The sequence below is a fragment of the Microcoleus sp. S13C4 genome (genome assembly GCF_036700865.1).
In the GTDB taxonomy this organism is placed as follows: Bacteria; Cyanobacteriota; Cyanobacteriia; order Cyanobacteriales; family Microcoleaceae; genus Microcoleus.
This window is the reverse complement of the sequence record NZ_JAUBPS010000010.1, coordinates 16,724-39,860: the sequence shown is the minus strand read 5'-3', so window position 1 is coordinate 39,860 and position 23,137 is coordinate 16,724. Positions and strand designations below refer to the sequence as shown.

General features: G+C 42.5%; 12 protein-coding genes and 1 CRISPR repeat array. Of the genes, 7 read left to right on the top strand and 5 right to left on the bottom strand.

What is annotated here, in order from left to right:
• The first annotated feature begins 6 nt into the window (after window positions 1-6).
• The 7 genes from QT996_RS06705 (at window position 7) to QT996_RS06675 (ending at window position 11,706) form a co-directional block, all read left to right on the top strand.
• Window positions 7-432: a hypothetical protein gene (locus tag QT996_RS06705; protein WP_333045396.1), complete on the top strand. Its 426-nt coding sequence runs from the start codon at window positions 7-9 to the stop codon at window positions 430-432.
• Window positions 429-2,093: an RAMP superfamily CRISPR-associated protein gene (locus QT996_RS06700; protein WP_333045395.1), complete on the top strand. Its 1,665-nt coding sequence runs from the start codon at window positions 429-431 to the stop codon at window positions 2,091-2,093. The genes QT996_RS06705 and QT996_RS06700 overlap by 4 nt, the downstream gene beginning before the upstream one ends.
• 26 nt (window positions 2,094-2,119) lie before the next feature.
• Entirely contained in the window at window positions 2,120-3,748 is a 1,629-nt protein-coding gene (locus QT996_RS06695; RefSeq protein ID WP_333045394.1) for a hypothetical protein, read from the top strand.
• A 107-nt stretch (window positions 3,749-3,855) separates the two neighbouring features.
• On the top strand, window positions 3,856-6,015 hold the full coding sequence (locus tag QT996_RS06690; protein ID WP_333045393.1) for a WYL domain-containing protein: 2,160 nt from the start codon (window positions 3,856-3,858) through the stop codon (window positions 6,013-6,015).
• Between the two features lie 381 nt (window positions 6,016-6,396).
• Window positions 6,397-8,112 (top strand): CHAP domain-containing protein, encoded by a 1,716-nt coding sequence (locus tag QT996_RS06685; protein WP_333045392.1) that lies wholly within the window; start codon window positions 6,397-6,399, stop codon window positions 8,110-8,112.
• Between the two features lie 191 nt (window positions 8,113-8,303).
• Window positions 8,304-9,842 carry a hypothetical protein gene (locus tag QT996_RS06680; RefSeq protein WP_333045390.1) on the top strand — a complete coding sequence of 513 codons (1,539 nt, stop codon included), beginning with the start codon at window positions 8,304-8,306 and terminating at the stop codon, window positions 9,840-9,842.
• A gap of 115 nt (window positions 9,843-9,957) precedes the next feature.
• On the top strand, window positions 9,958-11,706 hold the full coding sequence (locus tag QT996_RS06675; protein WP_333045388.1) for a hypothetical protein: 1,749 nt from the start codon (window positions 9,958-9,960) through the stop codon (window positions 11,704-11,706).
• 482 nt (window positions 11,707-12,188) lie between these two features.
• On the opposite strand, the gene QT996_RS06670 is transcribed toward QT996_RS06675, so the two are convergent.
• The 5 genes from QT996_RS06670 to cas1 all read right to left on the bottom strand — a co-directional run bounded on the left by QT996_RS06670 (window position 12,189) and on the right by cas1 (window position 14,666).
• Window positions 12,189-12,419 (bottom strand): helix-turn-helix domain-containing protein, encoded by a 231-nt coding sequence (locus QT996_RS06670; RefSeq protein WP_333045386.1) that lies wholly within the window; start codon window positions 12,417-12,419, stop codon window positions 12,189-12,191.
• A 43-nt stretch (window positions 12,420-12,462) separates the two neighbouring features.
• Window positions 12,463-12,834 (bottom strand): hypothetical protein, encoded by a 372-nt coding sequence (locus QT996_RS06665; protein WP_333045385.1) that lies wholly within the window; start codon window positions 12,832-12,834, stop codon window positions 12,463-12,465.
• A 69-nt stretch (window positions 12,835-12,903) separates the two neighbouring features.
• Window positions 12,904-13,173: a hypothetical protein gene (locus QT996_RS06660; RefSeq protein WP_333045384.1), complete on the bottom strand. Its 270-nt coding sequence runs from the start codon at window positions 13,171-13,173 to the stop codon at window positions 12,904-12,906.
• A 71-nt stretch (window positions 13,174-13,244) separates the two neighbouring features.
• Window positions 13,245-13,523 carry a CRISPR-associated endonuclease Cas2 gene (gene cas2 / locus QT996_RS06655; protein WP_333045383.1) on the bottom strand — a complete coding sequence of 93 codons (279 nt, stop codon included), beginning with the start codon at window positions 13,521-13,523 and terminating at the stop codon, window positions 13,245-13,247.
• A gap of 72 nt (window positions 13,524-13,595) precedes the next feature.
• Window positions 13,596-14,666 (bottom strand): CRISPR-associated endonuclease Cas1, encoded by a 1,071-nt coding sequence (gene cas1, locus QT996_RS06650; protein WP_333045382.1) that lies wholly within the window; start codon window positions 14,664-14,666, stop codon window positions 13,596-13,598.
• Window positions 14,667-14,895: 229 nt separating this feature from the next.
• Window positions 14,896-22,902: a CRISPR direct-repeat array (repeat unit 35 nt; unit sequence GTTTCCATTAATTCAACTTCCGAAGAAGCCTAAAG).
• Window positions 22,903-23,137: the final 235 nt, after the last annotated feature.

The following is a 23,137-nucleotide window of genomic DNA, read 5'->3' as shown; positions in this document are numbered from 1 at the left end:
CAAATCATGAATCTAGATCCGCGTAAATTTAGTCAAGAAGCTTATACAGCACTGACAGATCTCAAGGATGAGTTGGAAATTTTTAACTTAGAAAGAGATAATTTGAGAGATAAACACCATAAAAAAGCTAGTGGACTGATCCAAGGGTTAACTGCTTATATCTCAACTTGGGGATTGCACCGACTGAGTGGAGATATGAGGAAATTTGAGGCAGGAACTGCTGAGGATACCATATATAAAGGCAAAGTTTACCGAAAGTTTTTGGTCAAACTTCAAACTTTTAGCGGTGCAGATTTTGATGTTAATCAAGAAGGCACTCTCATTCATCTGCCTTTAAGAAATTACACTGCTTTGAATCGCTTAGCAATCCAGCTAGCTAAAGAATGGTCATTTTGGGCGCCAGCAGTATTAGGGGAGGCTGAAGAAGTATGATTAATAATCGCAATAACCAGCAACGCATAAATCAAATTGTCAGTCCTTTGCAAGCTCTCAATCAAACTTTATTTGGAGAACTTTATCAGCCAGCTTTAGAAGCCGCTGTAGCAGCAGAAGAAACTTGCGCTCGCCTTTATGAACAATTGACAAGAAAAACTAGATTAATCGCTGACGAGGTTTTGACTGTAAAGTTTCCCTGGCGGGTGCGAGTGGGGGGGGTTCGTGGCTTTCAAGAGATACTTTTACCTGTTTTTCATCCAGTATATGGTGTGCCTTACGTCCCTTCAAGCAGTATTAAGGGGGCGGTAAAGGCTTGGGCAAGACACAACCAACAACTTGAAATAGACCGATTGTTAGGTACGCTAGATAACGGGATTGGTTGCGTGCAATTTTTGGATGCTTTTCCAACTAAGCCATGTTTGAGTGTTGATATGGCGAATCCTAATTGGCATTGGGATGGCGATCGTTGCATAAAATACAAACCGGAACCCCATGCTTTGCTGTCAATGGAACAGCCGGAATTCGCGATCGGCTTAGCACTTACCAGTAGAGGTAAGAACCCAGAAGATGTACAAACAGTGAAAGCATGGTTGGAACAAACGCTCGCAGTATCCGGTATTGGTTCGCGGGTAAGTTCGGGATATGGGCGAACAGCGTTGATAGTAAGAAGATCGACTAATGATTTATTCACAAAACCCTATACATTCGAGTTGTGGACAGCGGGAATGTATGGCGCATTTGCACCTAATAGAGACGATCGTCGGGGACAACCAGAATTTCGCCCGACTGCGGTACGGGGGATGTTGCGATATTGGTTTCGGGCGCTCGCCCTTGGCATTTATCCTCCAAATCAATGTAAAACTTTGGAAGCTAAACTATTTGGTACGATCGAACCTTCCAGCCAAGTAGGTACTATTCGGATTGGGGTGGAGTGGGAAGAAGAGGAAACAGCCGATCGCGATCGCCCCTATTTTTACAGTGGCATGATTCTCCTGGAAGCAAAGCAAGAGAATCATCTAATTTTGATACAGAAAGTCTTGGAACTAGCATCACATTTGGGAGGAATTGGAAGAGGTTCAAGACGTCCTCTGCATTGGAATCACCCTTATCCAGGACTGCGGGGATGTCATTGGGAATTAAAATCAGAGAAATTACGCTTGTCATCCAATGTAACGACTTGGACAACAAGATTTCTTCCCACTGTGCGTAACGCATTCCTTGCAGTGCAACCCTCCCGCGATATTCCTGCGAACGGAAATCCTGGCACTCCCGGTAATCGCAATCAGGATGTTTTGAATAACAACGCTCAAATTTTTTTAGTACCTTGCGAGAGATTACAGCATCCCGAAGGGATTGATAATTGGCCACGCAATGGTACAACACCAGAGATACGGGGAAAGGCGTTGATTTTACTTTATGACAACCGCTTTAAAGGAGTCAATCAGCAAGGACAAGGAAATGCTAATGTCGGCGGACAGATTAGTAACAATGCGGATGGTTCAACCCCCTCCTATGTCGTGATTAAGTCAAACTTTCCTGAAAACAAACTACCTTATCAAGCTGTAACTATTTTTGGTGCAAATCAGCGCGATCGCGCCGCCTTTGCTAACGCTTTGCCACCAAATTCTATTCCAGTCTGGCCGCTTCCTCAAAATTAATCGTCTTCACTTAAATAATAACTGCCATGACTGCAATTCTCATCGCCAACATCGGTACATCTGACTTAACTGTAAAAATTGACGACTACTACATCCCCGTAGGATTCGATCGCAACGAACCAAACATAGACGAATCTGGATTGACAGAAGACGAAAAAACAGTCTGGGACGCACAGTTGCGACAAAGTTACATCATCAGCGAACTTTGTCCCGAACTGGGAGTTACTGTCACCGAAAATAGAAATGGTCAAAAATCATTTTCATTTCGCGAACTCACTCAAAAACTGTTAGCAGCCTATGAAAATGATGCAACAGGAAAGTGGCACGATCGCATTCGTCCCGGTCGGATTTGGGGTGTCTTGCAAACTGCTACCCAAGACCCTAATTTTCAAGTCAAAAAAGCTTACATTTTTGTTACAGACCAGCCTGAGTTTATCTTAGATCCTAAATCTGGTCAAGAAAAATTCAATTTTCTGGGGTATCCCTCAGATTCTATCCATCTATTTAGCATTCTAAAAAAGTGGTTTCAGCAGGAAATGCCCGACCTGGAATTGATAGATAAAATCATTCCCAAACCTATCCCAGCAGTCGATCGCGATGAATTGCTCAACTATTACTATCAGTTTTTTTTCCAGCACATTCGCAGCGAACAAACTATTTTAATAGCCATCAAAGGCGGAACTCCTCAAATGCAGTTAGCTTTGACCATGCAGGCGATCGCATCATCTGTCACTAACCAACTGTTTATCAATCCTCAACTTTCAGTTAAAAATATTCTCAACGGGAAAGCATCAGAATGCGATTTTGCCTCCTACTGGCGGTATATGCGGAGTCAAAAATATCAAGATGTCAAAATTATCTTGGAATCTCGCTGGGATTTTCGAGGTGCTATTTCTATTCTCGACAAATGGCTGGCAACTTTGAAATTTTTAAAACCATATATCAACGATCCTAAATTGTCGGCTAGCAATGAATTGCTGTCTCGGATTGTCAAAACTCTGGAAGTTGGCGATTATTGTTTGAATTTAGACATTCAAACTGCTAAAATTTTTTTAAAAGATAATCCTCAGCTAGCCTCTAAATTATCTAAAAAGTTAGTTAAGCAAGTCTCAAATTATGACTCCCTGTTAAATCTTTACTCGCAGTGTTGCATTTACTATAACCTCGACCAAATAGCTAATTTTTTGTCAAGAATGAGTTCTTTTTATGAAGGAGTTTTAGAAGAAACTGCTAAAAAACTCGAAATATATCGAGATTTTCCCAATCGGACAAACCGCTTTGAAAAGCGAAGTTTTATAGGCGGAAAAGTTCAATATCGCAACAAAATTTCAGAAATTGAAGCTTGGGAGGAAATCCTATTGCTGTTAAAAAGTTTCGACTACTGGTGCGATCGCAGAAATGAATTGATTCACCACGGTAAAGGAATGTCAAAAGAACGAATGAAGTCATTGTACCCACAAGCTAAAGCAGAAAATTCAGATAGTTGTCCTCCCGATCGCATAATTGAACACATGGCAAAAATCCTCACCAGCAATTTAGGAATCGTCAAACCCGAATACCTGCATCAATTCGTCCGTACTTCCACCCATCATTACATCTATAGCGAAGTTAAAGACTGGGCGATCGCTCAATTATTACATGAAGGACTCCAATAAATATCCCCTAACTTTTGAGTCCGCGAAGGCGGACTTTCTTTGTGTAGACGCGGTTTCAACCGCCGGTAATATCTGATTCATCATAAATAATCTATACCAAAACTAACATGATTTGTCACCTTCTCATTGGCCCACCCGGCAGCGGAAAATCCACCTTTGCCCAACAACTAGCCCCCCTAGCAAACTATCAGATTGTTTCCACCGACGAAATTCGCGAACAACTCTACGGCGATGCCAGCATTCAAGGAGATTGGACAGAAATAGAACATCAAATTATACAGCAAATCCAAAACTCGATCGCCCTTAACCAACCTGTCATCTACGATGCCACCAACGCCAAACGCGCGTGGCGAATGTCACTCCTGACGCAGTTAAATTCTCACTGCCCCCTCACTCCTGGGGACGATCGCACATCAGAACCCATATTGTGGATGGCTTGGCATCTCAAAACCCCGTTAGAAACTTGTCAGCACCGCAATCAACAGCGCGATCGCATCGTACCAGACAAAGTAATCGCCGATATGTTCAAATCCCTGAAAGACTTCCCGCCGCTTCCGGCAGAAGGCTTTGCAGCCGTCAACAGTATTCCCCAAACTGACGGCGAGTTTGACATGACAGATATTCAAAACAAAATTCAAAAGCTCAATATCGCCTGCATCAACCGCATCAACCGCACCCAACACAAACAAATTACCCTGCACCAATACTCAAAACTGCAAGATTTCGATCGCTTGCTGCATTTAATAGCATTAAGTATCCGCTATCCCGGTATCGGATACTTACATATCAATGACCCAAAATTGTTAGAATCAATTTTGGGAAAAGCGTCACCATTTCCCGATTCTATAGATGAAATTTGTGCTATAATACAGCAACAAAAAGGCAGTATTTATGCCGATTATAATACAATTGCAATCGACTTGCAATGGCTGCAACAAAATAAACTAATCGGCATTGGAAATAACACTATTTCTTCAGCCGATCGCACAAATCCCATTATTTCCCCCCTTGTAGGGGCGGTGCCCCCGTGCCCGCCCAGGCTGGATCAAGTAGAAAACGATATTCATATCACCATCATAGAAGACCCGACCCTAATTACCCACGCTTACTCAGATTTAGAACCCTTCACTCGACTGCTAAAAATAATTCGATTTATCATCCACCATCCCTTCTTACCCAACTCCGAAAACCGTAGCCAAAAAGAACTAATCGCAGGCCTCACTGAAAAAAATATCATCAGTGGCACTTGCTTAGATACTGTACAAAAAGACATCGAAAAAATCCTGAAACCTTATCAGATATTGCCAGAATTTCCTTTGCGACACGGCTATTTTGCAGGTACTGGTATTTTATCGCAGCGCGAACTGAATCAAGTATTCGGAATTCTGCAATCTCAAGCCAAAAGTTTAGAAGACCCCGAAGCTTTAGCTGTTTTTGAAATGTTTAAAGAACGGATGAAACTCAGCAAACTTAATTCTCCTGATGCTTATCCTGTAAGGGCGATCGCCAATCGCTGCATTGTCGATACCGACAGCATTTTAGATAGCAAAGCCTTATCAAATAATTTAGCCAAATTGGAAGCAGCAATTATTGGTGGAGAACTCTTAGAATTGGGCCGTTTTCTCGGTGGCGGTCGATTTTCGGGAGATGCGGACGGCTTCTTTCTAGCGTGGCCGCTGCAAATAGTGTTTTATAACTTTGCTTGGTATTTGGGGCTTGAATGTGAAGGCAAGCAAGATAAGGGTTTGTTGCGTTTTGATAGGCTGGATAGATTGTTTTTAGGTCGCACTCAAGGGAAAAAGCGCAATCGCCAGACTCAAGAACAATCTTTACAAAAAATGAACAAACTTTTAGCAGCAAGCGCCGGGATATTTCTCGGTGACAGCGCTTGTTTTCAACAGCAGTTTCTCAGCTTAGATAAAAAAGTGCGATCGGGCGCAGAAATAACTGTGGAACTTTGGTTTAGTGACAATAAATTTCGATTTGTTGCTGAGGGAACTAAGCGATTTCCTGTAATGAAGATGTCACCTCCTGTGGGAAGGAAAAAACCTGAAGGATTTAAATCTCTGTTTTCTTTGCAACCAACTGGAGATGCTAAGTTCCCCCATCGGTTTCGAGTTGTATTGCCAAACTGGTCTTTAAATGATGTCAATTTCGAGCAGTGGATTATTGGGTTTGGTGGCAGTGTCAAGGTAGTTAAGCCGCCGGAGTTAGTCGAGAAAATTAAAAATATTGGCGATCACATTGTTGAGGTTTATCGCAAATAAATCGGAGAGTCCGCCAACCCGCAAGTCCGAGAGTCCGCCGGGGGTTTTTAACCCCTGGCGGACTCGCGGGTAAATGCGAGAATTTTTGGGTGAGTCATAATCTTTACTCTTGAGTCTCGCGTTGCGCGGACGAAAGTTTGTGTAGACGCGGTTTCAACCGCCTCCTTCATAAATCAACCCCGAATTTGATATAAGCCCTAATTTAAATCGTCATTCGCACCAACAACATTGCAATTTCACCCCAAAATCTGCCACATCAAATCGTCATTCGCACGAATTGTCATTCGCACAAAATCTCTAGTGGAGCGCGGGAACTCAGCATTAAGATGTCACTAACAACAGCAATGAACCAGCAATTTCCACTTATAAAAACGTAAAATCATGTTAGATTCAACCTTCTCCAACAACAGCAACTCCTGGCAAACCTCCCCTAATGTTGACCCCACTGCTTTCGATATAAAATTAGATCCTTTAGCAAAAACACTCCCTACCGGAACCACTAAAAGTTCACCCGACATCGGCACTTTCCTACCCGAACTTAATCTCAACTATCCAACACCAGATATCAGCAACTTTATCCTCAGCCAGCAACCATCAGCAATATCAGTTAACCCTGCAACATCCAGCGCCGCCAACCTTTCCCAATCTAACACAGCCGATGTACTCACAGGTTCAGTCATAGAACAAGCTCAAGAAATTGCTAGCAGCTATCTCAAACGCTTTGCTAATGCAGCGAATTTCAACCAAGATATGAAACTCGCCTTTGGAGATGACATTGACTTGGCAGCCGCTCAAACTCTAGTACAAGCTGCCGCCAGTGGAAACACCAAAAATCTGCCACGAGTGACAGTTATTTCCAGTTCTCAGATCAATAATGCTAACGGTGCTTTTGACAGCTTAAACGGCGATATTTATCTGTCAAAAGAGTACATTCAGCAAAATGCGAACAATCCCGAAGCCGTAGCAAGCGTGCTGCTAGAAGAAATGGGGCATTTCATAGACTCCCGAATCAATATTGCCGATGCTGCTGGCGATGAAGGCGAGATTTTTGCCGCCGTTGTTCGAGGCAAAGAATTGAGCAAACCGGAAATTCTCGCTCTCAAATCAGAAGACGACACAGCAACTATTATTCTAGGTGGTAAAACTGTTTTCATAGAACAATCATCGCCCTCTGAATTTCAGATCAATCTCAACTCAGCTAATTACAGTCGTTCCGGCAATAAATTTGTTGCAAGTAACGGCACTGGCGGCACATATCTCTGGTGTACAGACTTTGCTTTTGGTCGAGCCTTAGAAAAAGGTTTGCTTCAAAACTATAGCGGTTTGGGAGGAAAAATTTCAGGTAACGCAGGTGTTTGGGACGACCAGGCAGGTTCCTGGGGCCGTCAAGCCCAAGCTAACAGTCTTATAGTCTGGGACCCCAATCAAGGCGGTGCAGGTAGCGTAGGTCATGTAGGCTTTGTCGAACGAGTGAATTCTGACGGTTCTTTTGTGATTTCCGAAGCCAATTTTGGTTCGGCCAGAATGTCTTTCAACTCGCGTACTATTAACCCTGGTACCAGTGCTTTCAATAGCGCTAAATTCGTATATTTGTCAGGAAATCCCACACAGAATCCCATCACACAGAATCCTGTAACTGGCACGTTGTTCCGGGGTACAGTAGACGGACAACTTAACGTTCGCAGCAGCCCAGGAACGAACAGTTCCATAGTTGGTTCGCTGACTCCCAACACCAGCCGCAATTTCGACGCAGTTTCTCGCAGTACCACTGTTTGGGACGCTCGCGAACAGCGCAATGACGATCGCTGGTTCCGCATTCAAAATACAAACCAGTGGGTTTCTGGCGCATTTATCACCGGTAATCCGGTATTCAACGGCACCGCCGATGGAAGTTTAAACGTCCGCAGCGGGCCGGGAACAAATTTCCCTGTTGTAGGCTCTCTGGGTACTAATAACAGCCGAACTTTTGACGCTACCACCGTGGGTACGACTCACTGGGATGCGCGAGAAGGAAAGAATGAAAACCGCTGGTTCCGCTTGCAAAATACAGACCAGTGGGTATCGGCGGCATTTATTACCGGCAATCCGAGTTACTAACAGGATTTAAACAAAGAAACCGGGGTTCTCTGAAAAATCTAAGATTCTCAACTAGATATCTACGAAGAACCCCGGTTTCTAGGCATCGGAGTCAGTCACGCCAAAACTCTAGCTCGCTTTGTAATCAAGCACTTGTATTATGTATGATCGAGAGCGATCGACCTTCCCTCCCATTCAAAAAGGTAATACCAGTGAACTTGAACGGAGCAAAAGCAGACCAAAACGGGTCATTCATTTATTTCGTCTACCCCTTCATATTTGAAACCAAAGACTTTAAAACCCTCAAAAGCGCCATATCCCAAACCCAAATACCAGCCAAACAAAACCAATTCCTGTGGGAATCCCAATCATTTCCCAAAGACGACTTGCTATTCCACGTCGCCAACTACCTCAATCCCACAGACAATCACCCCCCCACAGCCAGCTTGTGGAAACTCAACGAAGTAGCCCGCGATATTTTTGGTTTCCGAGCTCAGTGGCAATTAATTACTCCCATAAGTGAAATTCCATTTACCTTTGGTGAAGCAGGAGAAGGCAACAAAGCAGTCCAACTAGCACTGTTTCAAATAGGAGTCGGATTTTTAACAGTCAGAGTCCAGCCCGATTCCGACAACATTAACGAATGGCTCAACTTTCTGCACTACTTTCGCTTTCTGCGGGGACAGCAAGGAACTCACGTAAAAGCTGAGCGGCGCATCGGTTTCAACCCCGACACAAAACAACCCCAATTAGAGCCTTTTTTCCCAGAATTAGCAGGAGGCCAAGCCCAATATCAAAAAGGTAAAGTTTACTTCGGTGAAGTAGTGACAAATTTACTAAAAAAATCAGCATTACCACCCAACTCGTTACCCGAACCGACATCAAAACAATGGTGGAGTGAAGTTTTTGTTCCTGGACAGATGCTGTCCTTTACAGCATTATTTGCCGACCACCTACCCGTCGATGAAACCCAACTTTTACTCTACAAGTTGCAAAACTTATTCCATCAACAACAAGGTAACAATCCAGCCCCAGAAGACTTAGAACCCAACAATCCAGCTTGGCTGCCTTATGCAAGCCGCCAGTGGTTTATCTTTTCCTTAGAAGGTGGCAGCTTCCTAGCAGCCGATGCCCCTAAAACTGATTTCTTCCGTCAAACTTTACCATCTCACCTGCGCGACCAATATTTTCTGCTATTTCTGATTGCCCTGCACCAGCGCTTTACCCTGATGATGCTATCATCAAAAGTAGCCCTGAATTGGTTAACCGACAACCCAAAAAAACACAGCAACGGACAGCGCGAACAAGTCTTTGAAGAAATTCGCAACCAATTGCTAGTATTCACAGCGCGGGGCTATTTCACTCAAGTAATGCAGCGCGAACACCACCACCGCTGTTACCGGCAGTGGCATCAAGTATTTCAAATAGAAGAATTATATCAAGAAGTCAACGACGAAGTGCGCGATATGTACGAATACGCCCTGATGCAGCAAACGCGCCGCTTAGAAACCACCATTCAAGTTATCGGCGTAGCCGTAGGTACCGGCGGCATTATCGCCTCCAGCATTGCTAACTACATCCAACAGCCCTTAACCTTGCAACCAACTTGGAAAATAGATACAATTCATCCAGCAGTATTAGTTCTAATATTAAGTGTAGTAGCCGGAGTAGCAGCCGGTTTCCTAACTTGGTTGGGTGCAGGCGGCTGGAACTGGATTTTGAATCGCATCAAACAGCGAGATAAAAAATAGCTAGTTAGATATAGCCTTTCTCACCAATATGAGGTACGCGAATTTATGTGAATGTTAGGTTTTAAAACCTTAATATATACCTCCAAGCAGCATACAAACTAAAATCCCAAACCTTATGACTATCTTAATTGCAAATATCGGCACTTCGGATCTCGCTATCCAAATCCCCATAGAAGGAGAAAACTACTATTTGCCGATCGACTATTTGTCTAACGAACCCAACATAGGCGAACAAACTGCTAAATTGCCGTCCAAGCTAAAAGAATTGTGGGAAAAACAGCGCAGCTATATTGAAACCATTCTTTACCGTGATTTAGGATTTCCTGTTGGCGTCAAACAAACTAGCCGCGAATTAACTCAAGTTGTGGTGGAAAAGTACCGAGATAATCCGGGTGAATGGCATCCTCGAATTAAACCAGTCCGCATTGGGGGCGCCATTCAAAAAGCCATCAGTCTCGGCGCAACCAAAGGTTACATATTTGTGACCAACCAAGTGACACCTCAAAAGCCAGAAGGACACGAAAAAGATACAATTTATCTGTATGACATTCTAGTAAGGTGGCTGGAATTACAAAACCTAGCATTCAAACTAGAAAAAAAAATTATCGACAGCACAATAGAAGCTAACAAATTAGAACCTCTACTCAGCGACTACGAACAACACCTCAAAGCAATTGCGACTGCTGAAAAACTCAATTTAGTGCCCGATGAAACTGGAGCTAAAAATAACTTTGTTCTAATCAGTATCAAAGGCGGCACCGGTAACATGGTAACAGCTTTACAAATTAAAACCATTGATTCAAACTTTAAAAACCTAGTTTTTATCGAACCCGAGTTAAACCTAGAGAAAATTTTAAAAGGAGAACTTTCTGAGTGCAAACTCACCTTGTATTGGCGGCATCTGCGGAGTCAAAAATACGACACAGTAAGGCAGTTACTTAGCCGATGGGATTTTGACGGCGCTATTCTAATTCTCGATAATTGGCAAAATAGTCTCAATTTACTCCCGGCGGGAATAGTAGATAAAGATGATATTGAAAAGAGTCAAACCGCGATCAAATCGGCAATTACCGCCCTAAATTTGGGCTTATCTTTTTTAAATTTAGACCGTGGCGACACGCAAAATATTCTTAACTCCAATGCGGCAATAATAGGTCTGACAGAGTTAGAGCAAAATTATGAAGCTTGGCTGAATTTATATGTTCAGTGTCGCATTTACTGGGAATTAAATCAGGTAGCCAACTTTTTGGCGCGCTTGAGTTCATTTTGGGAAGAGTTGCTCAATTATTTAATTATTACCTTAGATGGCCGTCAATACTTTGTCGGCGATATCAATGATTGGCAGTTGCAAAAAAACTTAGTTGAGCCTGACCTGTGGGATAAATTCTATCGGCAAGAAACTAAAAAAAATCCTGAATTTAAAGAATGGAATTTGGACACTAACCCTTATTTCCTGAGAAACCGCTTCAGTAAGTATAGGCTGGTTAAAAACTTGGTGGATGTTAGAGGAAAAAACAGGAAAATTTGGGAAGGTATTAAAGAATCATTGATGATATTAGATTATTGGGTTCAAAAACGTAATAAAATGATTCATTTAGCTAAAGGTGTATCGCAACAAACTATGTCTGAAATGTTAAAATCCGACCGCTTATCGGCAGACAAACAAGTAAGACAAGAAGCGATGAAAACTTGCAACCCGGAGGAAATATTGCAGGTAATGAGTAAAATATGCAGCGCAACTTTTGACTTGTTAGATATGGCCAAACCATCTTTTGTCGGGTATAGCAGCACTACTCCCTACTACATTTATTCTGATATTATTTTTTGGGTGCTAGACCGCCTAGAAAGAGACAAATTGAAATAGTGCGTTATGCCTAGTGGTAGGGTGCGTCAGTTGTGGAATTTTGAATTATCACAAAAATTCTCGTTCTGACGCACCGTTTGTTAGTGCGTCATTCCTAGTGGTAGGGTGCGTCAGTTGTGGAATTTTGAATTATCACAAAAATTCTCGTTCTGACGCACCGTTTGTTAGCCCCTGCCTCTGTTGTAAGATTGTTAGTTTAGAACGAAAATAATCCTCCTTGACGCACCCTACTACATTGTTAATTGTTGTTATAGAGTCTCTGAATCTGGTAACGAGTAAAAACCGCTGGCGAAATCGCCAACGGCTTGTACTTTAGGGTACCTAAATGCAGGTGTTTCCATTAATTCGACTTCAAAGAAGCCATACTAAGACTTTAATGAAACTGCACTTTCAAAGACAGGGCAGAGTGATATTGACAAAGTGGCTGATTTGTGATATAGACTAAAAGTAAAAAAGCAGAGCAGAGTGCCAACTTTTGACTTTTAACTTTGAGAAGGCGGACACAGCCGGTTCCTGAGTTCGCCGGGAATTTCCTCAAAATGCTCTAGCAGGAAGTCCATTACTGCCAAATGACGCAAATCGACAGCGGTAGGAAACCTTCGGCTCTTATCCCGCTTAAACCAACCCCGTACAGTCGAATTTGAACGAGAACAAATAAAAGCGATTTCCTCATGAGTCACTCCCCATTTAGCATAAAACTGTCTTGGTGTCATACCCAATTGGCATTGACTGTAAACGGCAATCAAATTGCGCTCTCTACTTGTCAAACTTCGCGGCTTTTTCATCCTCAAAAACCTCCAAATCTTCCTCCTGCGCCGTATCAAACTGACACCAACCCACACTCTTAGAATCAGCAGCCAGCCAAATTATGTAGCACCAAATCCAACAGCACCGACGTGGTTCGTAGTTGTAAAAATTGCCAATAACTATCCCCCAGTCACCTTCTTCGCCAACACCCACCCAGCGTACTATCTCGCCGTAATCAAAGCGTGGGGGATGAATTTCGGTAAAGTTCAAGTTCGCCGATAAATTAAGTGCAGGCGGCATTCTCCTCAAGTCTTTTAGTGGTAGTGCTGAAATTAAATCTCCACCTCTGTCCAGAATTAACCTGAGTTCATAGCTGTGCATCGATTCCACCTTCCTTTTGATGACAGATATTGAGCCAGCGAGGTATCTCCCAAAATCACTCAACCGCTGCTAGTGCGAATCAATTTCCTCAATCGAAATTGTTTGCTCTCCCGCATACTTCCAGTAAAACCTCAGAGCCATCGAAGCCGCAGAACCCCAAACTTCACCTTTTTGATGTCTGTATCGGTGGGTTCTCAAGCTTCTGTATTCCGGGCCCTCAGATGCGATTGTTTTAAAAGCTTTGCGGTATTGCTTTTGAACTTTAACGGGGAGCGATTTCAGTTGTTTTTGGACTTTTGGAGAAAACCGCAGCCTAAATTTAGCAGCTTCATCGCTCATAAATCCCCCCAGGGGGAAAAGGGAGAAAATATATCCTCCCGTTTTCCCAATATCAGGAACTTCCCGGCTATCTAAACAATGAAAGCCTCATCGTCTATTGCAAACTTTGGTTGCACTCCCAGCACCGTTACCTTGCATCGACAGTGAGCAGAAAGAGGATAGAATCGGATTTGGTCTTGCCGTTTGTTCAGCAATTTCAACAGCCGTTTTTGCAGTTGTTCTTGCCGTTTTTCATCCAACACGCACTCAAAAACCGACTTCTGAACTCGGCAACCGCAGGTTTCTAATAATTTAGAAATTTTCAGGCGGCGGCGGTCATCTACAATGTCGTAGCAGATGAGGTAAAACATTAGACATCCCCAGAAAAGTTAGTCTTGAACAGGCTTTTCGGCCTGTTCCACAAGAAATATGGTCGAGGTATATTACATTTTGACCAGTACGGGATACTCATCTTCCAAGTCGTTAGAATTGGCAGCAGCGTTATTTTTGGGGAGTGTCCAAACCAGCGGTCGGTAATGCTGAATGTCCCCCAACACGCAGGCGATATATTCCCGTACTTGCAATTCCAAACAGTGGCGGTAGCTAACGGTTCCTGCGTGGGGATGTGTTACCAAGGTTCGCAGTTTCTCTTCCCAATGCTGAATGAATGTTTGGAGGGCGCGAGGCGACAGGAAGGCTCCGCTACCGTTTTGAGGGATAATATCTCGTGCGGTAATGATGCGGGATTTGGCTAAGTTGACGGCTAATTCATCTACCAGCATCGGGCGAAATTCTGCCATTAAATCGCAAACAAGGGGTTTTTGGTGCTGGCTGGGAACGTGCAGATGGCTGATGTCGGCATCCAATCCCAGTACCTGCACAAAAGTAGATGTTTGTTGGTGCAACAGGGTATTTCCCAGATTTAGCATTCGGTTAATGGGGTCTGACGGATGCTGCAAGTCGCGCCACCGAAAACCCAATTGCAAGGGTAGCAATGAACCCAGGGCGGGATAATAAAAGCTTTCGGCGGTGACATCGTACTCCCGCAGCTCATCGATGGAATAAGCCATCGGCAAGTCATCCATTAACAATTTGAAAAAAGCGCGGTAAACTTCAGGCTCGAATGCAGCACTGCTGACGTGCAACTGCTGGAGCAATACGCTTTCATTGTGCATTTTTGCCCAAGTAATGCTCTCAGCAAAAGCGCGAACAAATTCTGGGTCTTGCAGGCGTTTGAGTTGCTGGAAGCGATATTTTGCAGGTCGTTCAGGCTGGCGTTGGGGTTCGCAGTTGCCCAATTCTTCGCCTTGGCGGCTGATAAAATAGATGGGAATTTTGCGGGACGATGCTAGTTTGACGGCTTGACGTGACAACTGGCAAAGGCTAAACAGAATAATTTGGGTGACTTGCTTGATTGGCACGCTTTGACACAAGTTTTCTCGGTGGATTACTTGGAAATGATGTTGTTGGACGCTGAGAATTGAACCGGGTTTAGTGATGTATACTGCGGTCATGTTTTCCCTCTGATGAATGTGGTACTGGGGCTAAGTGGCGGTTTGAGAGATGTTTGTTTCGCTCTCTATCGCTCTCTTTGGGCCCTGTATTTCTATGTTCTCAGAGGGGTATTTGAGTTCGTATTCGAGTACGAGGGGGGTGTATATGAGTTCGTATATGAGTTTCGTAGGTTGGGTTGAGTGAAGCGAACCCTGCGTTTCACTTCGCCCAACTCTCTGGGGCTAATCAGTTGGGATTAATTCAACTTCCGAACAAGCGTAAAGCCGGTACTGTGGCGATCCAGACCAACTGTGCTCCTCGTTTCCATTAATCCAACTTCCGAAGAAGCCTAAAGTTTTTGCCAAAGTGCAAGTTCTGCACATTAGAAAGAGCGTTTCCATTAATTCAACTTCCGAAGAAGCCTAAAGGCTAAATCACAAGAAGGCAAGCAAACTGATAAAGGTTTCCATTAATTCAACTTCCGAAGAAGCCTAAAGACGTGCAGCAAATCTGTTGGAAAGGCTGACGTAGTTTTATAGTTTCCATTAATTCAACTTCCGAAGAAGCCTAAAGATGCATTTAATAAATTACGCGACACGCTTAGAGGTCTTAATGTTTCCATTAATTCAACTTCCGAAGAAGCCTAAAGCTTTAGAAGCTGACTTCGATGCAGGCACCATGTCTGGTTTCCATTAATTCAACTTCCGAAGAAGCCTAAAGTCTTTCTTGCAATTGGTTTCAAACCCATAAGTAAAATGTTTCCATTAATTCAACTTCCGAAGAAGCCTAAAGATGTTGGCCCGATTATAATTAGAGATCAATCTCTAGTTTCCATTAATTCAACTTCCGAAGAAGCCTAAAGAAGCCAAAGGATTACGAAGCTTCACTCGCAGTTATGTTTCCATTAATTCAACTTCCGAAGAAGCCTAAAGACGAAAAGAGCTCTTGAAAAACTTCAAAATGCTGAGGGATGTTTCCATTAATTCAACTTCCGAAGAAGCCTAAAGCAGTGGATCGCAACATGCGGCATAACTGAACTTCCGGTTTCCATTAATTCAACTTCCGAAGAAGCCTAAAGTCCTCCGGTCTTCCAACCAATTCCTGGCACATCTGTCAAATAGGTTTCCATTAATTCAACTTCCGAAGAAGCCTAAAGATTTGAAGACCAATGTTCACTACACCTACTGCCCAAAGGTTTCCATTAATTCAACTTCCGAAGAAGCCTAAAGTGGTCGTAGCAATTCGTGGCGGCACTGCTAACACTGTTTCCATTAATTCAACTTCCGAAGAAGCCTAAAGTCGTAAACGGAACCACCCACGTCATCAACATCTACGTTTCCATTAATTCAACTTCCGAAGAAGCCTAAAGGACCAAAAGGGAAGAAGCAAACTTCCAAGCCAGGAGTGTTTCCATTAATTCAACTTCCGAAGAAGCCTAAAGTTCTTTGGGACAAGCGAGTTTTGGACAAAGTAATTACAAAGTTTCCATTAATTCAACTTCCGAAGAAGCCTAAAGCCTGATGTTTCAGGATCTACCATGAACAACCCTCCTGTTAACGTTTCCATTAATTCAACTTCCGAAGAAGCCTAAAGATTATAAAGGTACACGAATAAGGGTAGCCATGGTCTGGTTTCCATTAATTCAACTTCCGAAGAAGCCTAAAGATATGCCATCCTGTGGATACTCGTTCGAGCTATCTGACGGGTTTCCATTAATTCAACTTCCGAAGAAGCCTAAAGCTCTTGAAGCTGATTTTGACGCTGGTACTATGTCAGGTTTCCATTAATTCAACTTCCGAAGAAGCCTAAAGTATTAAGGCAAACGAGGTCCAAGGAAAAGAATACCAAAGTTTCCATTAATTCAACTTCCGAAGAAGCCTAAAGAACTGCATTGCAAAATATGCTGCCTGCTGGTCAAATTTTCAAGTTTCCATTAATTCAACTTCCGAAGAAGCCTAAAGCAGTTGACCTGCTACGTGAACGGTCAACCAGTTTCTGTTTCCATTAATTCAACTTCCGAAGAAGCCTAAAGACGTCTTGTGTTCCGATTGTCAGGCTAATGCTGATGCAAACGGTTTCCATTAATTCAACTTCCGAAGAAGCCTAAAGCTAATGATCAGCCTGCTGATATTGATAATTCCCTTGTTTCCATTAATTCAACTTCCGAAGAAGCCTAAAGTCTGTTTTTAAATAGCAGTAATGCTATAGTGTTGGTGTTTCCATTAATTCAACTTCCGAAGAAGCCTAAAGGGTCAACCCCTCCAAGTCTTTGGGATGGTTCGGGAATCAAGTTTCCATTAATTCAACTTCCGAAGAAGCCTAAAGTTAGTTCTAGGAAAGTTAATCCTGGATGGTAAAGTTATTGTTTCCATTAATTCAACTTCCGAAGAAGCCTAAAGGTTGAGAGATTTGAATCTTTCGAGGCGTATGTAGGGCAAAAGTTTCCATTAATTCAACTTCCGAAGAAGCCTAAAGTCTTGATTGTTGTGTCGAATTGAAGTTTAATTTACAGTTTCCATTAATTCAACTTCCGAAGAAGCCTAAAGTTTTGCTTCTCCAATTGCTCCTCCAACTGCAGGTACTGTTTCCATTAATTCAACTTCCGAAGAAGCCTAAAGACTCAGTGTAAATCAAGTCAGGTTCGTTGTTTCCTAGTTTCCATTAATTCAACTTCCGAAGAAGCCTAAAGCTCGCTTCTTCTGCATAAACGATAAGTGTCCAGGTTTCCATTAATTCAACTTCCGAAGAAGCCTAAAGCTGTCAAAGCGACTTACACTGCGGTTAACGCAGCTGGAGTTTCCATTAATTCAACTTCCGAAGAAGCCTAAAGTGGGGTTGTCTCCAAGACATAATTCACCCAATGATTGGTTTCCATTAATTCAACTTCCGAAGAAGCCTAAAGGCAGAAGAAGCAGCTAAAGCATCAGCTGCACGACTTGATGTTTCCATTAATTCAACTTCCGAAGAAGCCTAAAGCTCGTCGAAAAAAAACGGAAATACATGTGCCAACTGTGTTTCCATTAATTCAACTTCCGAAGAAGCCTAAAGTGGCAGACGGCAACGGGGGAAACCCCGGAGGAGGCGTTTCCATTAATTCAACTTCCGAAGAAGCCTAAAGACCATGCGATTGGAGAGCTTTTTGGCTTTTGTTTGTGCTGTTTCCATTAATTCAACTTCCGAAGAAGCCTAAAGTTTTACATGGCTAGTTATCGTAATGGCAGATACTCAGAGTTTCCATTAATTCAACTTCCGAAGAAGCCTAAAGTCCTCCTCCTTCTATCTTAAACTAGTTTTAAGTTAGAGTGTTTCCATTAATTCAACTTCCGAAGAAGCCTAAAGATTTTTAGTTCAGAAAAAACCCAGCTTTTATTAACTGTTTCCATTAATTCAACTTCCGAAGAAGCCTAAAGTGGTAACAAGTCCTCTGTCGATCGACCTTCTTTTGTTTCCATTAATTCAACTTCCGAAGAAGCCTAAAGTCCTATCGAAAATAGCTCCGAGCAACAAAAGCAAGGTTTCCATTAATTCAACTTCCGAAGAAGCCTAAAGGCTCTGTTGGCTCAGTGGTAGACGTACAGGGTCAGGTTTCCATTAATTCAACTTCCGAAGAAGCCTAAAGATGCTCCCAATGCTGGTCACGGCGTCGCTACGGATCGTTTCCATTAATTCAACTTCCGAAGAAGCCTAAAGAACTCACTGATCGTATATATGTCACTGTTCCTGAAAAACTTGTTTCCATTAATTCAACTTCCGAAGAAGCCTAAAGACATGGACTGCCAATCGGTGGTTCCATCTCTCCTTCGAGTTTCCATTAATTCAACTTCCGAAGAAGCCTAAAGCCAAGAGAAAGGTAATTCATACGAGTATCCACCTAAAGTTTCCATTAATTCAACTTCCGAAGAAGCCTAAAGAGGATTGAAATGTTTGAGCTTCTTAATAATATTCTTAATGTTTCCATTAATTCAACTTCCGAAGAAGCCTAAAGTTGTACAAAAAGGTGTGGAGGGGGTTGATTACATAATGTTTCCATTAATTCAACTTCCGAAGAAGCCTAAAGAAGTTGATCCTAACCTGGGCAATCTAGGAAATCAAGGTTTCCATTAATTCAACTTCCGAAGAAGCCTAAAGTGCTTGGACTGAGGGTATTGTACATTACTTTGTTGTACAGTTTCCATTAATTCAACTTCCGAAGAAGCCTAAAGTTAAGACTGTGACAGCACAACATCCAGAAGGAGAAGTTTCCATTAATTCAACTTCCGAAGAAGCCTAAAGGTGATACTGTTTTTATCGTCTCACATACTTCACAGGAAGAGGTTTCCATTAATTCAACTTCCGAAGAAGCCTAAAGCGCTGAAATCGTTGCTGGAATTAAGAGACTCAAACCGAAGGGTTTCCATTAATTCAACTTCCGAAGAAGCCTAAAGCTGAATCACCGCCACCACAAGTGGAAGACCGAAAAGTTTCCATTAATTCAACTTCCGAAGAAGCCTAAAGGCTGCTGACCGTGTTAAAAAAGACACTCAGAAATATCAGGTTTCCATTAATTCAACTTCCGAAGAAGCCTAAAGAAGCATAGCCAATCAAAAAGGCTACACTGAAGGAGGTTTCCATTAATTCAACTTCCGAAGAAGCCTAAAGATGTTGTTGATGCAAATAATGAATATGTTCGATTAAAGTTTCCATTAATTCAACTTCCGAAGAAGCCTAAAGATTTTTTTGAACATCAGGTTAACACCCGCTGGATTGAGGTTTCCATTAATTCAACTTCCGAAGAAGCCTAAAGCGGAAATTTTGACTCTCTTCAAGTTGAAGTTTGCCAAAATGTTTCCATTAATTCAACTTCCGAAGAAGCCTAAAGAAGCGGTAGGAGAATATCTTCAACCTTTGATTTAAGTTTCCATTAATTCAACTTCCGAAGAAGCCTAAAGAGGATCTAATGCTACGATTCAAAAAGTCTGGAGCACCAAGTTTCCATTAATTCAACTTCCGAAGAAGCCTAAAGTTTACTTTGTCTCTTTAGATGCAACTGTAGGCACATCTGTTTCCATTAATTCAACTTCCGAAGAAGCCTAAAGCTATCAATTACATCCACCAAGGTGTTACCAACAAAAAGTTTCCATTAATTCAACTTCCGAAGAAGCCTAAAGACAACTCCCAAAAATTACGAACCAGAGGATACGGGAAGTTTCCATTAATTCAACTTCCGAAGAAGCCTAAAGTGTTTTTTTTCTGGAGTTACTGTTGCTACTTTACCCACAGTTTCCATTAATTCAACTTCCGAAGAAGCCTAAAGCAATTCTTCCTTCCGGCGGTATGGCTGCTCCAACCGCTCGTTTCCATTAATTCAACTTCCGAAGAAGCCTAAAGCTGAGATGATGAACATCTCAGGACCTGATGCTGTGCACGTTTCCATTAATTCAACTTCCGAAGAAGCCTAAAGTTGTGGGGCAGAGAATGGGGAGAAGGTAAAGGTCTCGTTTCCATTAATTCAACTTCCGAAGAAGCCTAAAGCCGCTATGGCAGCTTGGGTCTGCCCCGAGTGCGGAATGTTTCCATTAATTCAACTTCCGAAGAAGCCTAAAGCTCCACTGGTACATCCATGATGGCTCCAACTTCTTTTACCGTTTCCATTAATTCAACTTCCGAAGAAGCCTAAAGCTATCAAAAAAGACACTTCTCAAGTGTTGACCGAATCGTTTCCATTAATTCAACTTCCGAAGAAGCCTAAAGAGTTACGGGAATAGAAGTGGAGATAAAGATTGGGCGGGTTTCCATTAATTCAACTTCCGAAGAAGCCTAAAGAAGATCCACACAAATCTATTACCGGAACAAGTCGTGGTTTCCATTAATTCAACTTCCGAAGAAGCCTAAAGCTGAAGTAAACCTGGTCGTAATTACCGATTTTGGAGTTTCCATTAATTCAACTTCCGAAGAAGCCTAAAGCCATGATGGCTCCAACTTCTTTCACTGGTGTCACTTGTTTCCATTAATTCAACTTCCGAAGAAGCCTAAAGTTGTAGATGGCAACAGTAACACGATGGAGTTGTTACTAACGTTTCCATTAATTCAACTTCCGAAGAAGCCTAAAGAAGCACACCCAGCACAGGCTGCACACCAGCCAGGTTTCCATTAATTCAACTTCCGAAGAAGCCTAAAGGGTGTACCCGATGGCACTACCGACGACGGTAGTAAGGTTTCCATTAATTCAACTTCCGAAGAAGCCTAAAGAGGCGAGTTGTTCCACCTGAAGAGTTGGAAAAATTGAAGGTTTCCATTAATTCAACTTCCGAAGAAGCCTAAAGAGGTCCCGACTCATAAAGCAAATCCCCCGGGTTCCAATAAAGTTTCCATTAATTCAACTTCCGAAGAAGCCTAAAGTTTTGATGAAAGCTCTGTTCAAAGCTGCTATGAGGTGGGTTTCCATTAATTCAACTTCCGAAGAAGCCTAAAGCTGGTTCCGAAGGTAATCGGTGCAGTGGCAATCGGTGTTTCCATTAATTCAACTTCCGAAGAAGCCTAAAGTTATGCCAGGCGGATCTGGCACCATGATGCGCCAAGAGTTTCCATTAATTCAACTTCCGAAGAAGCCTAAAGAAGCAGTAGAACGAGCCAAAAAATCCGTTGAAGCTGCGTTTCCATTAATTCAACTTCCGAAGAAGCCTAAAGCTATGATGAGCCCGAATGGGATCCTGAGGATCCTGAGTTTCCATTAATTCAACTTCCGAAGAAGCCTAAAGTCGTTTCTATTCAAGCTCTCGCCAGAATTTAAGAACAGAGTTTCCATTAATTCAACTTCCGAAGAAGCCTAAAGCGCATTCTAGTTGGGTCCATTATTGCATCCCTTTTTGGAGTTTCCATTAATTCAACTTCCGAAGAAGCCTAAAGCACTACTGGAATAACCATCCAGAAGGCCATGAAGAGGTTTCCATTAATTCAACTTCCGAAGAAGCCTAAAGATTTGTTTTTGCTTGCCGATTTCTCAGGTAGTATGTCTGGTTTCCATTAATTCAACTTCCGAAGAAGCCTAAAGCCGTTTCGCATAAAAGAACTGTAAAAATTTCAGCTAAGTTTCCATTAATTCAACTTCCGAAGAAGCCTAAAGCGCTTTAGTTTTGGTTATTCTCACTTTCTTCCCTCAAGGTTTCCATTAATTCAACTTCCGAAGAAGCCTAAAGTGCTGAAGTAGATTTTGAGTTGAAACATGTTTCTAGGTTTCCATTAATTCAACTTCCGAAGAAGCCTAAAGCTTGAAGGTAAGGAAAATCTTTTTTTACTTCCTAAAGTTTCCATTAATTCAACTTCCGAAGAAGCCTAAAGACTTGGGCCTACAAATGGCTCAGACAATTGGATTAGGTTTCCATTAATTCAACTTCCGAAGAAGCCTAAAGCGGAGATGCAGACGAACCAACAGATACCACAAACACAGTTTCCATTAATTCAACTTCCGAAGAAGCCTAAAGCAGACCCAACCCACCATGCCTCCCGCTCCAACCGAGTTTCCATTAATTCAACTTCCGAAGAAGCCTAAAGTTGTATTCAGTGAGAAAGGTGTCGCGCGAATATTAGCTGTTTCCATTAATTCAACTTCCGAAGAAGCCTAAAGTAGATGAAATCCGAGTCTCCGCTACTGGCGAAGGGTTTCCATTAATTCAACTTCCGAAGAAGCCTAAAGATGTCCAGAGTGTGGCATGCCGAACTCCGGGAACAATAGTGTTTCCATTAATTCAACTTCCGAAGAAGCCTAAAGCCTGGATTCACTTATGCTGAGCAGTATTCCAAAGTCGATGTTTCCATTAATTCAACTTCCGAAGAAGCCTAAAGGGACAATCTGGTCTTTGCGATTGGTGTCAACAAGAAGAAGTTTCCATTAATTCAACTTCCGAAGAAGCCTAAAGCTTTAGGTTTCAATGGTTTATTTCCTTCAGCCTCAAGTTTCCATTAATTCAACTTCCGAAGAAGCCTAAAGTTTCATTCGGACTTTTACGACTGCTAATATTGCAGATGTTTCCATTAATTCAACTTCCGAAGAAGCCTAAAGACTTCGAGTCTGTCGAAGTCGGCGAGGTTGTTGGGGTGTTTCCATTAATTCAACTTCCGAAGAAGCCTAAAGTACAGTTACAAACGGAGCAACCACGTTCACTGTGACGTTTCCATTAATTCAACTTCCGAAGAAGCCTAAAGGATTTTTACCCTTACCCTGCCCAGGAGCAAGGCGGTTCTGGTTTCCATTAATTCAACTTCCGAAGAAGCCTAAAGGCTAGCTCCTAGAAGCCTTACCCTAAGATAAGTCTACAGCACTTTTTCGTGGGGGTCAAAATTTAAAGTCAATAAAAGCAGGATATTCTCAACAAGTCAGCAACCTACGGTAAAATAAGGCTTCCAAACCTTTACCCCAAAAGAAATTCGTGGGGGGTAACGACAGAATAAGGGTTTCAGACATCACCTACCCCCCACGAAAAAGCTAATTAGACAACCGTGGAACTAACAAACA